Raw genomic sequence first — 12,271 nt, 5'->3', positions numbered from 1 at the left:
GTGTGACCGATAACCAAGAAAAAATAAACTTTGTGGGACAGTTTCTTGATGTTTTTAATAATTTGCGAAATTTGTGTGTAAATTTTTTAAAGCAAAACCCTCACTTTTTTGAGCAACTTGCATTGTTTCTTGATAATTTACCTAAACTGCTACGCGATATATGGGGAAAGGCAGCTGAGTATGGGTGGTATATAAATGGATGCACACCAGCCTCTGTTCAGGAGGTCATGTTGCAGAAGGTAGATCAAGCCACGCTGGATCGCGAAATGGTGGAGCATTTGGAAAGGGATTGGGACAGTGTTGTTGAGGGTATTCTTTCTGCATGCCCTGAGCGGCGTGAAATTCTTGAATGCGCATTTCAACTGCACACAGAGGGGTGCTACATAGCCGCTATCCCGCTCATGTTTGCGCAAGCCGATGGTATCTGTGAGGAGGGTTTCACGGCACACCTTTTTCGTGGATATAAAAATCTTGAGACTGATCTTGATAATCTGGCTGGCATGCATTCTTCCTTGGATATTTGGCTGAAAACTCTTGGTCTTAAAACCCAATTGACACAACATAGCTCAAATGATTCGCTAGAGCAGAAGGCTTTGGCTCCAAATAGGCATGGTGTGATGCATGGGTCAAGTAAACATCTGGATTACGGAACCAAGATCAACAGCCTAAAAGCTTTTTCGCTTCTTGCATTTGTTGTGCTGATTGGCGAAAAGATTAAGGCGCAAAAATATGAGGTAAGCAAAAGCAATTTATAGGTTGTGAAAAATTTTTCATGATTGCTAGGGGCTTACCCCTTTCCCATCAACGCCTGCCCCATGCGAATGCGCTCCCCGGTTTGCCAGCGCTCCAGCAGGCGGTAGCCCGGTGGGGCCAGCACGATGACGGTGGAGCCGTGTTGGAACCAGCCCAGTTCGTCGCCCGCGCCAAAGGTGGTGTCACACGGCAGGTGGTTGGGGCCACGGTAGCGCAGGTGCAAGGTGGTGTCGATGGCGTGCAGGCGGATGCTGGCCACCAGCACGGCGGCCACGGGCACCACGCCCACCACGTCGGCGGTTCCGTCCACCTCCACGGGCAGTAGGGCACGCTCGTTTTTGCAGAACAGTTTTTCCACCCGCTGCAGCGCGATGGGGTTGACGTTCCACGTGTCGCCCGAGAAATACGTCACCCCGCGCACCCGCCCGGCGCACGGTGCATGCAGGCGGTGGTACATGCTGGACTGGATGCGCAGCGTCACAAACTCGCCATTGCGCCATTGCGCGGCCAACGGTGTATCGCCCACCAGTTCATCGAGCCGGTAGGGAAAGCCTTTGGCCTGAAACAGTTGCCCATCTTCTATGCGGCCATGCGCCCCCACGATGCCATCGCAGGGGCTGACCAGCACGCCGGGGGCTGCCTCCACAGGCCGGGCCCCTGCGCGCAGCGGGCGGATGAAAAAGTCGTGCACGCTGGCGTACGGGCCGGGGGCGGTGTCTTGCAGTTCCAGGTCGGTAAAGCGCGACCACAGCCACAGCGCCACGCGGGTGAATAGCGGGCTGCGGATTTGGCTGATGCGCCCCATCCAGATGGTGCACCACTGGCGCGGTATGCGGTTGGTCAGCAAAAAGTTGATGTCCTCGTGCGCCAGCACGTGGCGCAGCGTTCGCAGCAGTGTCATGCGGTTTTCATCCTTGGTTCATATAAATGACGCTCACCACAGGAGCCGTCTATGTCCGATCTCATGCTTGAACCCACCACCTTGGCCAGTGCCGCAGCGGCTGCTGTGGCATCGGTTTGGGTGTTTCGCAAAGCGCGCCAGCGTCTGGAGTTGTCGCTGGCCAAAGCCCCTACGCTGGGTGGGCATGTGCGCTGGGCACAGCGCATCGCCCGGCAAATACCGGGCTACAGCTACGATGCAACACGTTGGTTTCAGCTTGATGACGCCCCCATGACGGTGGTGCAACAGCGCCGTGACGGCCTGCAGCGCTTGGGCCAAGCCCTGCGCAGCAGCAGCCCCCACACGCTGGCGCTGACCGAGCAGGCGGAACCCTATTTGCCCGACCTGCAGTTCACCCGTCGCTACCGCGTGCCCTTCCAGTTCCGCGAGGTGTTTTTGCAGCACGTGCCCATCACCAGTTTTTGGGCCAGCAGCCAAGGCAACCAACTGATAGACGCGGATGGCAAAGCCTACTGGGACGTGACTGGCTCCTATGGCCTGAACGTGCTGGGCACAGACTTTTACAAAACCTGCACCCAAGAGGGCGTGGCGCTGACCGATTCGCTGGGGCCGGTGCTGGGCTCCTACCACCCTTGCGTGCTGGACAACGTGCAGCGCCTGTGCGCCCTGTCGGGCATGGAGGAGGTGTCTTTCCATATGTCCGGCACCGAGGCAGTGATGCAAGCCGTGCGCTTGGCCCGCTACCACACGCGCCGCCGCAAGGTGGTGCGCTTTGCCGGCGCGTACCACGGCTGGTGGGACGATGTGCAGCCCGGCCCCGGCAACCCCAACAAACCTGCAGCCAATACCCTCACGCTGCGCGAAGGCCATGCCAACACCCTGCGCGTGCTGCGCAAGCGCAATGACATAGCCTGCGTGCTGATCAACCCCTTGCAGTCCATGCACCCCAACGGCGCTGCACCGTCAGACTCGACTCTGGTGGCCAACGAACGCAAAGCCGCCTATGACCGCGAGCAGCACACCCGCTGGCTGCAGGAGTTGCGTCAGGTGTGCACCGAGCGTGGCATTGCCCTCATCTTTGACGAAGTGTTCATGGGCTTTCGCTTGGGGGTGGGCGGCGCGCAGCAGTACTTTGGTGTGCAGGCCGACATGGTGACCTACGGCAAAACGCTGGGCGGTGGTCTGCCCGTGGGCGTGGTGTGCGGCAAGCGCGCATGGATGCAGCGCTACCGTGACGACCGCCCGGCCGACATTTGCTTTGCCCGCGGCACCTTCAACGCGCACCCGTATGTCATGGGTGCGATGAATGTTTTCTTGCGCCAGCTCGACACGCCTGCTGTGCAGCAGCTCTACGCCAACAGTTCAGCCGTGTGGAGCGAGCGCCTGCAGCGCATCAACGCGGCGCTGGCCGATGCGGGCTACCCGGTGCGCTTTGCAGGCATGGAGACGGTGTGGGCGCTGCTGTTTGACGCGCCCAGCCGCTACAACTGGCTGCTGCAGTTTTACCTGCGCGAGCAGGGCGTTGCCCTGAGCTGGGTGGGCACCGGGCGCTGGGTGTTCAACCTGTCGTACACCGATGCCGAGTTCGATCAGCTCACCGCCTGCGTGCTGCGCGCCTGTGCCCAGATGCAGCTGGATGGTTGGTGGTGGACGCCACCGGGAGTGGATGCCAAAACCATCAAACGCAGCGTGCTGCGGGAGTTGCTGCAGCACCGATGGGGGGCATGAAAAAGCCCCACTGTTGCGGGGCTTTCGGGGGAGAGGGGGCTTTCAGCGCTTCTTCGCTTGCACCAGCCGCTGCAGCACGCAAAAGGCAAACAGCAGGCCGCCAATCATGATGCGCGTCCACCAGGAACTGAGCGTGCCATCGAACATGATGAGCGCTTGGATGAGGCCCAGTGTGAGCACGCCAAACAGCGTGCCTGCCATATAGCCCACGCCGCCGCTGAGCAAGGTGCCGCCAATCACCACGGCGGCAATGGCGTCCAGCTCCATGCCCACGGCGTGCAAGCCGTAGCCCGAGAGCATGTAAAACGTGAACACCACGCCCCCGAGTGCCGAGCACATGCCGCTGATGGCATACACCAGCATGGTGGTGCGGGCTACGGGCAAGCCCATGAGCAAGGCCGACTGCTCGTTGCCACCGATGGCGTACACCGTGCGGCCAAACTCGGTGCCGTGCGCCAACACCATGGCCAGCAGCCACACCAGCAGGCCCAGCACCGCCCCTAAGGACAGGCTGGCCTCTGATCCTATGGGCAGGCGCCATTGGGCCAATGCGGTATAGGCCTCGTCGGTGATGCTGATGGAGTCGATGCTGATGAGGTAGCACAGCCCACGTGCCAAGAACATGCCAGCGAGTGTGACGATGAAGGGCTGCAGGCGAAAGCGCTGGATCAACCAGCCCATCAATGCGCCCAAACTGGCCCCCATGAGCAGCACCACAGCGATAGCCGGCACGATGGGCCAGTGCAGTTTCTCCACCAATTGCGCCAGCACCATGGTGGACAGCGCCACTACGGCACCCACCGACAGGTCGATGCCCCCTGTGAGGATGACAAAGCCCATGCCCACCGCCACGATGAGCAGGAAAGCGTTGTCGATGAGCAGGTTGAGAAACGCCTGCACGGTGAAAAATCCGTTGTAGGCCACCGAGCCGTAGCCCGCCATGCCCAAGCACAGCAGCATGGTGACCAGCAGGGGTACAAAGCGTGCGTAGGCTTTCATGCAGTACCTCCTGCATCCCTTGCTGCGCCACCCCCGACGCTGGGGCGTACCACCCAGCCACGCACCATGCGGCGAAATTCGGCCGATTGGATGAGCATGACGGCAAACACCACGGCGGCTTTGACGACGAGGTTGATCTCGGGTGGCACGCCAATGGAATAAATGGTGGAGGTGAGCGCTTGGATGATGAGCGCGCCCAGCATGCTGCCCGCCAAGCTGAACTTGCCCCCTGTGAGCAAGGTACCGCCCAGCGTCACGGCCAAAATAGCGTCCAGCTCCATCAGGTTGCCAGCGTTGTTGCCATCGGCGCTTTTCACGTTGGAGCTGATGATGATGCCCGCCATGCCCGCCGTCAGCCCGCAAAAGCCGTATACGCACAGGCTGATGAGGCGCTCTTTCACCCCGGCTACGCGCGCAGCGGCGGGGTTGATGCCTATGGCTTCAATGAACAAGCCCAGTGCTGTGCGGGTGACCAAGTAATGCAGCACCCCATAGACACCCACGGCGATGAACAAGGCAAACGGCAAACCCAGCCAATAGCCGCCGCCAAAGAAAAAGAAGGGCGAGTAGTACACGGTGATGATTTGCCCATCGGTCAGTAGCTGGGCAATGCCGCGGCCTGCCACCATGAGGATGAGGGTGGCAATAATGGGTTGCAGGCCAATGGCGTTGACCAAGAGGCCATTCCACAGCCCGCACAGCAAGGCCACACCCAGCGCGCACCCAATGGCCAGCGCCATGGGGAAGCGGCTCACTTGGGTGGATACGCCGTTGTTCACCACCAGCGTGCCGCCGATCATGAGCGCCGCCACCGAAGCGCTGATGGCGATGGTGGCACCGACCGAAATGTCGATGCCACGGGTGGCAATCACCAGCGTCATGCCCAGCGACACCAGCATGAGCGGTGCGGCGCGGTTGAGGATGTCGATCAGGCTGCCGTAGAGGTGGCCATCGCGCCACTGCAGCATCCAAAAACCGGGATTCAGGCTGGCGTTGATGAGCAAAATGAGCAGCAGCGTGACGCAGGGCCACAGCAGAGCGTGGCTGCTGATGCGTTGCCACAGGGTGGATACAGAGGCCTTGCTCATGTGTGCCCCGCAATCACGGCGTACACCGCTTGTTCACTGCTGCCAGCGGGCAGTTCACCCACGATCTCGCGGTCGCGCAGCACCACGATGCGGTGCGACACGCGCACCACTTCTTCCATTTCGGACGAAATAAATACCACTGCCATCCCTTCTTGGGCCAGTGCCATGATCTGGTTCATGATTTCTTGCTTGGCCGCTATGTCTATGCCCCGAGTGGGCTCGTCGAGTATCAACAGCGCAGGTTGTGTGGCCATCCAGCGTGCCAGCACGGCTTTTTGTTGGTTGCCGCCCGAGAGCAGGCCTATCGGTTTGTTGGCATCTTCGGTTTTGATGCCCAGAAGCGCGATGTAGTGGTTGGCCAGTTCCATCTGCCGCTGGTAACTGATGGCAGGCCACAGGCCTTGGCGTGCTTGCAAGGCCAGCACGATGTTCTCGCGCACCGACAGCGCGGCCACAATGCCTTCGGCCTTGCGGTCTTCCGGGCACATGCCCATGCCGGTTGCGATGGCTTGCACAGGGGACTGCAGCGCGGCATGCTTCCCTTTGATCTGCACCGTGCCGCTGTCACGGGCATCCAGCCCAAACAAGAGCCGCGCCAACTCGGTACGACCCGAACCGAGCAGGCCTCCTAGGCCGACGATCTCTCCGGCCCGAATGTCCAGTTGGCTGGGTTTGAGCGCGCCTTTGCGCCCCACGCCGTGCATGCTCAGCCACGCACCCGATGCCTGTTGCTTGTGCGCTGCCTGTGGCTTGCTGTCGGCCAGCGCCACGCTGCGCCCGACCATGGCGGCAATCAGCGCGTTGTGATCCAAGTCGCTGGCCAAGTATTCGCCCACCAGTTCGCCGTTGCGCAGCACGGTGATGCGGTCGCTCACGGCGTACACCTGGTCGAGAAAGTGCGTCACAAACAGCACCGCCATGCCTTGCGCTTTGAGCTGGCGCATCACCGCATAGAGCTTGTGCACCTCGTCGTCATCCAGGCTGGAGGTGGGTTCGTCCAGCACCAGCACCTTGGCGTCAATGCTCAAGGCGCGGGCAATGGCCACCATCTGTTGCACTGCCACGGGGTAGTGGGCCAGCGGGGCAGTGACGTCGATGTCCAAATTGAGTTTGCCCAGCCACTGGCGCGCCTCGTGGTGCATGCGGGGCCAGTCGATGAGCCCAGCACCCATCCAGCCTTTGCGCGGGTAGCGGCCCGCAAAGATGTTTTCTGCCACCGACAGGTTGGGGCAGAGGTTGACCTCTTGGTACACCGTGCTGATGCCCAAGGCCTGCGCGTGCGCGGGGGACTGGGCTTGCAGCGGCAGACCCTCCAGCGTGGCGCTGCCGCTGTCGGCTTGGTAGACGCCAGTTAGCACCTTGATGAGGGTGGATTTTCCGGCTCCGTTTTGCCCCATCAGGGCGTGGATTTCGCCTGCGCGCAATTGCAGGCTGACGTTGTGGAGCGCCAAGGCGGCTCCAAAGCGTTTGGAGATGCCCACCAGCGACAGCACTGGGGGCTTATCAAGTGTGCTCATGGCAGAACCCGTAACGCAGCCCACACCAGCGTGGGCTGCCTGTCACTCAAAGACCACCACCCTTGCGGGTGTTTGGCGCTCAGTACTTGCGGTTGGGAAACTCTTTGGCCGCCATGTCCATGGTGTACACCCCTTCTTGGGTCACGATGCGGCGGGGGATAGTTTTGCCTGCCACCACATCCTTGACGGCGGCAAACAGCTGGGGTCCGAGCAAGGGGTTGCACTCCACGCTCACGTCCATCTTGCCCGCCATCATGGCTTCAAAGGCACCCTTGACCGCATCCACCGAGATGATGGTGATGTCCTTGACGGGCTTCATGCCTGCTTCTTCGATGGCTTGGATGGCACCAATGGCCATGTCATCGTTGTGCGCGTAGAGCACGTTGATCTTTTTGCCCTCAGCCTTGAGGAAAGCTTCCATGACTTCCTTGCCCTTGGCGCGGGTGAAGTCGCCGGTTTGGGAGCGGATGATCTTGATATTGGGGTTGGCCTTGATGATTTCCTCAAAGCCCTTCTTGCGCTCGATGGCGGGGGCAGAACCCACCGTGCCTTGCAACTCGACCACGTTGATCTCGCCCTTCATGGTCTTGGCTTTTTCCAGCAGCCAGCGGCCAGCTTTGCGGCCTTCTTCCATGAAGTCAGAGCCCAAGAAGGACAGGTACAGCGATTCGTCTTTGGTCTCTACCGAGCGGTCGGTCAAGATGACTGGGATTTTGGCCGCTTTGGCTTCCTTGAGCACAGTGTCCCAGCCGGTATTCACCACGGGGGCAAAGGCGATCACGTCCACCTTTTGGGCGATGAAGGAGCGGATGGCTTTGATTTGGTTCTCTTGCTTTTGTTGGGCGTCGGCGAACTTGAGCTCAATGCCCTCTTTGGCCGCAGTCTCCTTGATGGAGTTGGTGTTGGCGGTGCGCCATTCGCTCTCTGCGCCTACTTGGGCAAAGCCCACCACGATTTTTTTCTGTGCCCAAGCGGGGGTGGCGCTCATCACGGCCAAAACCATGGCGCTGAGCAAGATGCTGCGACGATGTGTCATGTGCTGGTCTCCTGTCGGTTTATTGGTTTAGTCAGTCCAAGAAGGCATGTACCAAACGCCTCCCTATCTCCTGCCGCCAGTTCGTCATGCGCTGGGGTTAGGCTTTTTCATCGTAGACCGACTACCTATAGTTTTCTAATGATTTATTTATCTTGGTTTGATAACGTAAATCGGATTGGTGTTTGCACTGATTCTCGCCACCAAGCTTTGCTTTGATAAGCGCGGTTTCATTCATCGGAGCGCATTGTTATGGCCACATCCCCAGATTCCGCCCAGTCTTGTCTGTCCCATCCGATTGTTTGGCTGAGCAATGCCCAGCAGCGCTTGGGGTTGGTGCCCACGCTGGGGGCGGGCATGGCTGCTTGGCGGTGCTATGTCGGTGGGCAGTGGGTGGATTTACTGCGCCGCTGGGATGGGCAAACGACCGATATGTACACCTTGGCCTCGTTTGCCATGCTGCCGTGGTCCAACCGCATCAGCCAAGGCGGCTTTGACGTGGGGCCGCAGCACTACCCCATGCAGTGCAACCGGGTGGGTGAGCCTTATCCCATTCATGGTGATGGGTGGCTGCAAGCGTGGCAGTGTGAACAACCAGAACCCCATGTGGTGGAGATGCGTTTGCATTCACGCGGCTTCCAAGGCAACCCCTACCACTACGAAGCACTGCAGCGCTTTGTGTTGCACGAAGAGGGCTTGGAGCAGGTCTTGCACGTCACCCACTTGGGTGCGCAGCCCTTGCCTTATGGCTTGGGCCAGCACCCGTGGTTTGCGCGTGATCCGGACACCGTGTTGCACACACCCGTGCAAGGCGTGTGGCTCAGTGGGGCAGATCCCATTCCCACGGCGCATCGCACAGACTTTCCGCCCGAGTTGTCAGACTGGAATCCCACCCAAGGCATGCCAGCGTACGGCACTTTTATCGACAACGGATTCACGGGGTGGAATGGGGTGGCGCACATCGACTGGCCGTCCAAAGGACTGCGTTTGCACCTGCGCCATACCGAGACGGCGCAGCGCCCGCAGGCCGATGGTTATTGTTTGGTGTACCGCCCCAGCACTGGGCCTGCGTTTTGTTTCGAGCCTATTACCCACCCGATTGATGCCTTTCACATGCCCGGTCAGCCGGGGCTGGCCTTGTTGCAGCAAGGCCAGAGTGTGGGCATGCATTTGCACTGGCGCATAGAGCGCCGCGCTCAGGAGTGCTGACCAGCCAACTCGTCTTTTACATGCTCCATGGGGTCGAGCAACTCACCGCGCAGCAGGTACAAAGGGGCGCGGTGGTAGAGCATGATGTCGTGCACGGGGTCGGTGATGATTTTGGTCGCCCACGCAATGCCTTCGAGCAAGCTCTTTTGCTGCCAAATTTGACCGACGCGAAACAGCAAACCCGCAGCGCCCAAGAACAGCCAAACGATGCCAGTGAGACGCCAAGCGCTGGTCTCAAACGATTCGGGCGCGGCCCACGTGATCCATTGGGGGTGGAAGAATGCCAGCACAGGCACGGCCACGCACACCGCAATGAGCACGACCTTGCGGTGCAGGTTGTAGCCCACCTTCACGGCTTCTTTGTAGTCGTTGCTCACGTTGTTCACGTGGTCAAAGCCTTGCGGTTCGAAGAAGAAGTGGCCGCTTTGGCGCGTGCTCATGCTGATGAGCCAACCAATCAGGCCCGACACGGCGGGGTCGATGAACAGGTACACATAGGCCACCAAAAACGAGATGGCGCTGACAAAGTGCAGCGACTGGTTGATGCGGCTTTGGTGGTAGTAGCGGTGGTCGTCCCAGCGTTGGGTTTTCAGGGTGTCAAGAAAACGGTTCATGCAGTGCAGCTCCAATAGAGGTTGGCAATAGTGCGTTGCACAGCCGGCACGGGGTGCAGGCTGATCCAGTGGCGCGACTGTCTCGGCTTTGCATGAATGTTTGATGACACACCTACTTGCAGGAAGCCCATGTCAATGGGGTGCCATGCGTTTGTCACACAGTTGTCGCAACGCGCTGCCACATTGGCGGCCCATGAACACGGATCACACCAGCCCAGACGCCACCATCTGCGTGGATGAGCTGGCCCCATCGCGGGCCAGTTTGCGCATTGCCGTGGTGACAGAAACCTACCCGCCCGACATCAACGGAGTGGCCCGCACCATGGCGCGTACGGTGCAAGGACTGCGCGATTTGGGGCATGCCATCACCGTGATTCGCCCGCGCCACCCTTCCGAAGTGGGGGGGGACGCACCGCAACCCGATGTGCTGGTCAAGGGCATGCCCATCCCGTTTTACCGCCAGTTGCGTGTGGGCTTGCCTGCCAAACGCGAGCTGACCCGCTTGTGGAGTCATAAGCGGCCTGATGTTGTGCACATCGCTACCGAAGGGCCGCTGGGTTGGTCAGCCCTCAAGGTGGCGCGCAAGATGCGCATCCCAGTGAGTACCGACTTTCGTACCAACTTCCACGCCTATACCGAGCATTACAAAGTGGGCTTGCTCAAGAAACCCATCATCGCCTACTTGCGCAAATTCCATAACCTGGCCCACAGCACCATGGTGCCGACCGAACAGCTGCGCCAAGAACTGCACGCACTGGGGTTCGAGCGCCTGCACGCGGTACCGCGTGGTGTAGACGTCGGCCACTTTGACCCAGCCAAGCGCTCCGATGCTGTGCGCCAAAACTGGGGCGCGGCCGATGGTGATGTGGTGCTCTTGTGCGTGGCCCGGTTGGCGGCAGAGAAAAACCTGTCGGTACTGCTGCAGGTGTTCAACGCGCTGCAGCCGCTTTACCCACACCTGCGCTTGGTGGTGGCTGGAGATGGCCCCCAGCGCGAGAACCTGCAGCGCGAAAGCCCAAGGGCGTTATTTACGGGCTTTTTGGATGAAAAAGCATTGGCTGCGCACTACGCCAGTGCCGATGTGTTTGTCTTTCCCAGTGTGTCTGAAACCTTTGGCAACGTGTGCCTAGAAGCCATGGCCAGCGGGCTGCCCGTGGTGGCCTACGACGATGCTGCAGCGCGCTTGCTGGTGCAGCACGGCAGCAATGGTTTGCTGGCCCATTACAACCCTGCGCAGGGCGGCACGACCGATATGCAAGCCTTGCTGACCCATACCGAGGCCATGGTGCGCGATAGCGCGCTGCGCCAGCGTTGTGCCGCAGCCGCCCGTGACACCGCGCAAGGCATGAGCTGGGCCGCCATTTTTGCCCAAGTGGAGCGCGTGCTACTGCACGTGGCCGCCCAAAGCTGATGTCAGCGGTGGATAGCTATGGCTCCGACGACTCGGGGCTGGTGTGCGGGTTTTATTTCGATGCCCATGGTCAAGGGCACAACGTCGATGGCCTGCAGGCTTTGCACAGGCTTGAGACCGCCCGCACCGCGCAGCAAGGCTTTGTGTGGCTGCACTTCAGCCTGTCGCACACCGCTACGCGCAAATGGCTGCGCAGCCAAGTGCAGTTGCCCGACGAATTCCACGACTTACTGAGCGAAAGCTCGCGTTCTACCCGGGTGGAGCGGCACGACGAGGCCTTGCTGGCCGTGGTGAACGATGTGCGCTATGACTTTGCCTTTGAGGCCGCCGACTTGGCCACGTTGTGGCTCTACGTGGGCGAGCGGCTGGTGGTGTCGGCCCGTTTGCAACCCCTGCGTGCCATAGACCGGCTGCGCGATGCGGTGCGCCACGGCGAGCGCTTGCCCAGCAGCATGGCCCTGCTGGTGCACTTGATGCACGACCAAGGCGATGTGCTGGCGGGCATTGTGCGCGCTACCACCCAACGGGTCGATGACATTGAAGATACTTTGCTGGCTGGTCGTCTGGGGGCCAAACGGGCTGATCTGAGCGCGCTGCGCCGCTTGCTGGTGCGCTTGCAACGTTTGTTGGCACCAGAGCCAGCTTCGCTGTTTCGCTTGCTGCACCGCCCGCCCGATTGGATTGCGCAGGACGATTTGGCCGATTTGCGCCAATCCACCGAGGAGTTCAACGTGGCGCTGAGCGACATGGCCGCGTTGCAAGAGCGCATCAAGCTGCTGCAAGAAGAAATTGCTGCGCGCGTGGCCGAGTCGGACAACCACAGTCTGTATGTGCTGACCATCGTGACCGTGTTGGCGCTGCCGATCAACATGATTGCGGGTTTGCTGGGCATGAACGTGGGAGGCATTCCGCTGGCCGACCACCCGCACGGTTTTGTCCTCGTGTTGCTGGTGGTTGTGGTGGTAACGTTGCTGGCGGCATGGTTTGCGTTTCGCAAACGTGGTAATGATTAGGTGGA

General features: G+C 60.2%; 11 protein-coding genes. 5 read left to right on the top strand and 6 right to left on the bottom strand.

The features are described from left to right. Nucleotides 1-2: 2 nt before the first annotated feature. Nucleotides 3-755 (top strand): hypothetical protein, encoded by a 753-nt coding sequence (locus tag KIK84_RS07250; RefSeq protein ID WP_214122406.1) that lies wholly within the window; start codon nt 3-5, stop codon nt 753-755. Between the two features lie 32 nt (nt 756-787). Here KIK84_RS07250 and asd read toward each other — a convergent pair whose 3' ends face one another. Continuing rightward, nucleotides 788-1,654 (bottom strand): archaetidylserine decarboxylase, encoded by an 867-nt coding sequence (asd, locus tag KIK84_RS07245; protein WP_214122405.1) that lies wholly within the window; start codon nt 1,652-1,654, stop codon nt 788-790. 51 nt (nt 1,655-1,705) lie between these two features. On the opposite strand from asd, the gene KIK84_RS07240 reads away from it, so the two are divergent. Further along, the gene (locus tag KIK84_RS07240; RefSeq protein ID WP_250207841.1) at nt 1,706-3,382 is read left to right on the top strand and encodes an aminotransferase class III-fold pyridoxal phosphate-dependent enzyme; all 1,677 of its coding nucleotides are present in this window, start codon (nt 1,706-1,708) and stop codon (nt 3,380-3,382) included. Between the two features lie 42 nt (nt 3,383-3,424). On the opposite strand, the gene yjfF is transcribed toward KIK84_RS07240, so the two are convergent. From yjfF to KIK84_RS07220, 4 genes are all read right to left on the bottom strand, one after another. Then, on the bottom strand, nt 3,425-4,381 hold the full coding sequence (gene yjfF / locus KIK84_RS07235; protein ID WP_214122404.1) for a galactofuranose ABC transporter, permease protein YjfF: 957 nt from the start codon (nt 4,379-4,381) through the stop codon (nt 3,425-3,427). Next, nucleotides 4,378-5,469, bottom strand: a complete 1,092-nt coding sequence (locus tag KIK84_RS07230; protein ID WP_214122403.1) for an ABC transporter permease — start codon at nt 5,467-5,469, stop codon at nt 4,378-4,380. The genes yjfF and KIK84_RS07230 overlap by 4 nt, the downstream gene beginning before the upstream one ends. Continuing rightward, the gene (locus KIK84_RS07225) at nt 5,466-6,986 is read right to left on the bottom strand and encodes a sugar ABC transporter ATP-binding protein (RefSeq protein WP_214122402.1); all 1,521 of its coding nucleotides are present in this window, start codon (nt 6,984-6,986) and stop codon (nt 5,466-5,468) included. The genes KIK84_RS07230 and KIK84_RS07225 overlap by 4 nt, the downstream gene beginning before the upstream one ends. Before the next feature lie 79 nt (nt 6,987-7,065). Then, nucleotides 7,066-8,022, bottom strand: coding sequence for an ABC transporter substrate-binding protein (locus tag KIK84_RS07220; RefSeq protein WP_214122401.1), 957 nt, complete (start codon nt 8,020-8,022; stop codon nt 7,066-7,068). Between the two features lie 249 nt (nt 8,023-8,271). Here KIK84_RS07220 and KIK84_RS07215 point away from each other — a divergent pair, with 249 nt between their 5' ends. Continuing rightward, nucleotides 8,272-9,228 (top strand): aldose 1-epimerase, encoded by a 957-nt coding sequence (locus KIK84_RS07215; RefSeq protein WP_214122400.1) that lies wholly within the window; start codon nt 8,272-8,274, stop codon nt 9,226-9,228. Here KIK84_RS07215 and KIK84_RS07210 read toward each other — a convergent pair. Next, nucleotides 9,216-9,842, bottom strand: a complete 627-nt coding sequence (locus tag KIK84_RS07210; protein ID WP_214122399.1) for a hypothetical protein — start codon at nt 9,840-9,842, stop codon at nt 9,216-9,218. The two genes, KIK84_RS07215 and KIK84_RS07210, sit on opposite strands and share 13 nt — an antisense overlap. Nucleotides 9,843-10,035: 193 nt before the next feature. Here KIK84_RS07210 and KIK84_RS07205 point away from each other — a divergent pair, with 193 nt between their 5' ends. Both KIK84_RS07205 and KIK84_RS07200 read left to right on the top strand, forming a co-directional pair. Beyond that, nucleotides 10,036-11,253 (top strand): glycosyltransferase family 4 protein, encoded by a 1,218-nt coding sequence (locus tag KIK84_RS07205; RefSeq protein ID WP_214122398.1) that lies wholly within the window; start codon nt 10,036-10,038, stop codon nt 11,251-11,253. Then, the gene (locus KIK84_RS07200; protein WP_214122397.1) at nt 11,253-12,266 is read left to right on the top strand and encodes a transporter; all 1,014 of its coding nucleotides are present in this window, start codon (nt 11,253-11,255) and stop codon (nt 12,264-12,266) included. Before KIK84_RS07205 ends, KIK84_RS07200 begins: the two co-directional genes overlap by 1 nt. Nucleotides 12,267-12,271: the final 5 nt, after the last annotated feature.

It is taken from the genome of Curvibacter sp. CHRR-16, assembly GCF_018474005.1.
GTDB lineage: Bacteria > Pseudomonadota > Gammaproteobacteria > Burkholderiales > Burkholderiaceae_C > Allorhodoferax.
Note: the sequence above shows the minus strand (reverse complement) of the source record. Positions and strands in the feature narration are given on the sequence as shown.

Bases quoted from the DNA above. Each gene is read 5' to 3' on its own strand.
- KIK84_RS07220 (WP_214122401.1), bottom strand. From the start codon at position 8,022: ATGACACATCGTCGCAGCATCTTGCTCAGCGCCATGGTTTTGGCCGTG.
- KIK84_RS07215 (WP_214122400.1), top strand. From the start codon at position 8,272: ATGGCCACATCCCCAGATTCCGCCCAGTCTTGTCTGTCCCATCCGATT.
- KIK84_RS07200 (WP_214122397.1), top strand. From the start codon at position 11,253: ATGTCAGCGGTGGATAGCTATGGCTCCGACGACTCGGGGCTGGTGTGC.
- KIK84_RS07240 (WP_250207841.1), top strand. From the start codon at position 1,706: ATGTCCGATCTCATGCTTGAACCCACCACCTTGGCCAGTGCCGCAGCG.
- KIK84_RS07225 (WP_214122402.1), bottom strand. From the start codon at position 6,986: ATGAGCACACTTGATAAGCCCCCAGTGCTGTCGCTGGTGGGCATCTCC.
- KIK84_RS07210 (WP_214122399.1), bottom strand. From the start codon at position 9,842: ATGAACCGTTTTCTTGACACCCTGAAAACCCAACGCTGGGACGACCAC.
- yjfF (WP_214122404.1), bottom strand. From the start codon at position 4,381: ATGAAAGCCTACGCACGCTTTGTACCCCTGCTGGTCACCATGCTGCTG.
- KIK84_RS07205 (WP_214122398.1), top strand. From the start codon at position 10,036: ATGAACACGGATCACACCAGCCCAGACGCCACCATCTGCGTGGATGAG.
- asd (WP_214122405.1), bottom strand. From the start codon at position 1,654: ATGACACTGCTGCGAACGCTGCGCCACGTGCTGGCGCACGAGGACATC.
- KIK84_RS07230 (WP_214122403.1), bottom strand. From the start codon at position 5,469: ATGAGCAAGGCCTCTGTATCCACCCTGTGGCAACGCATCAGCAGCCAC.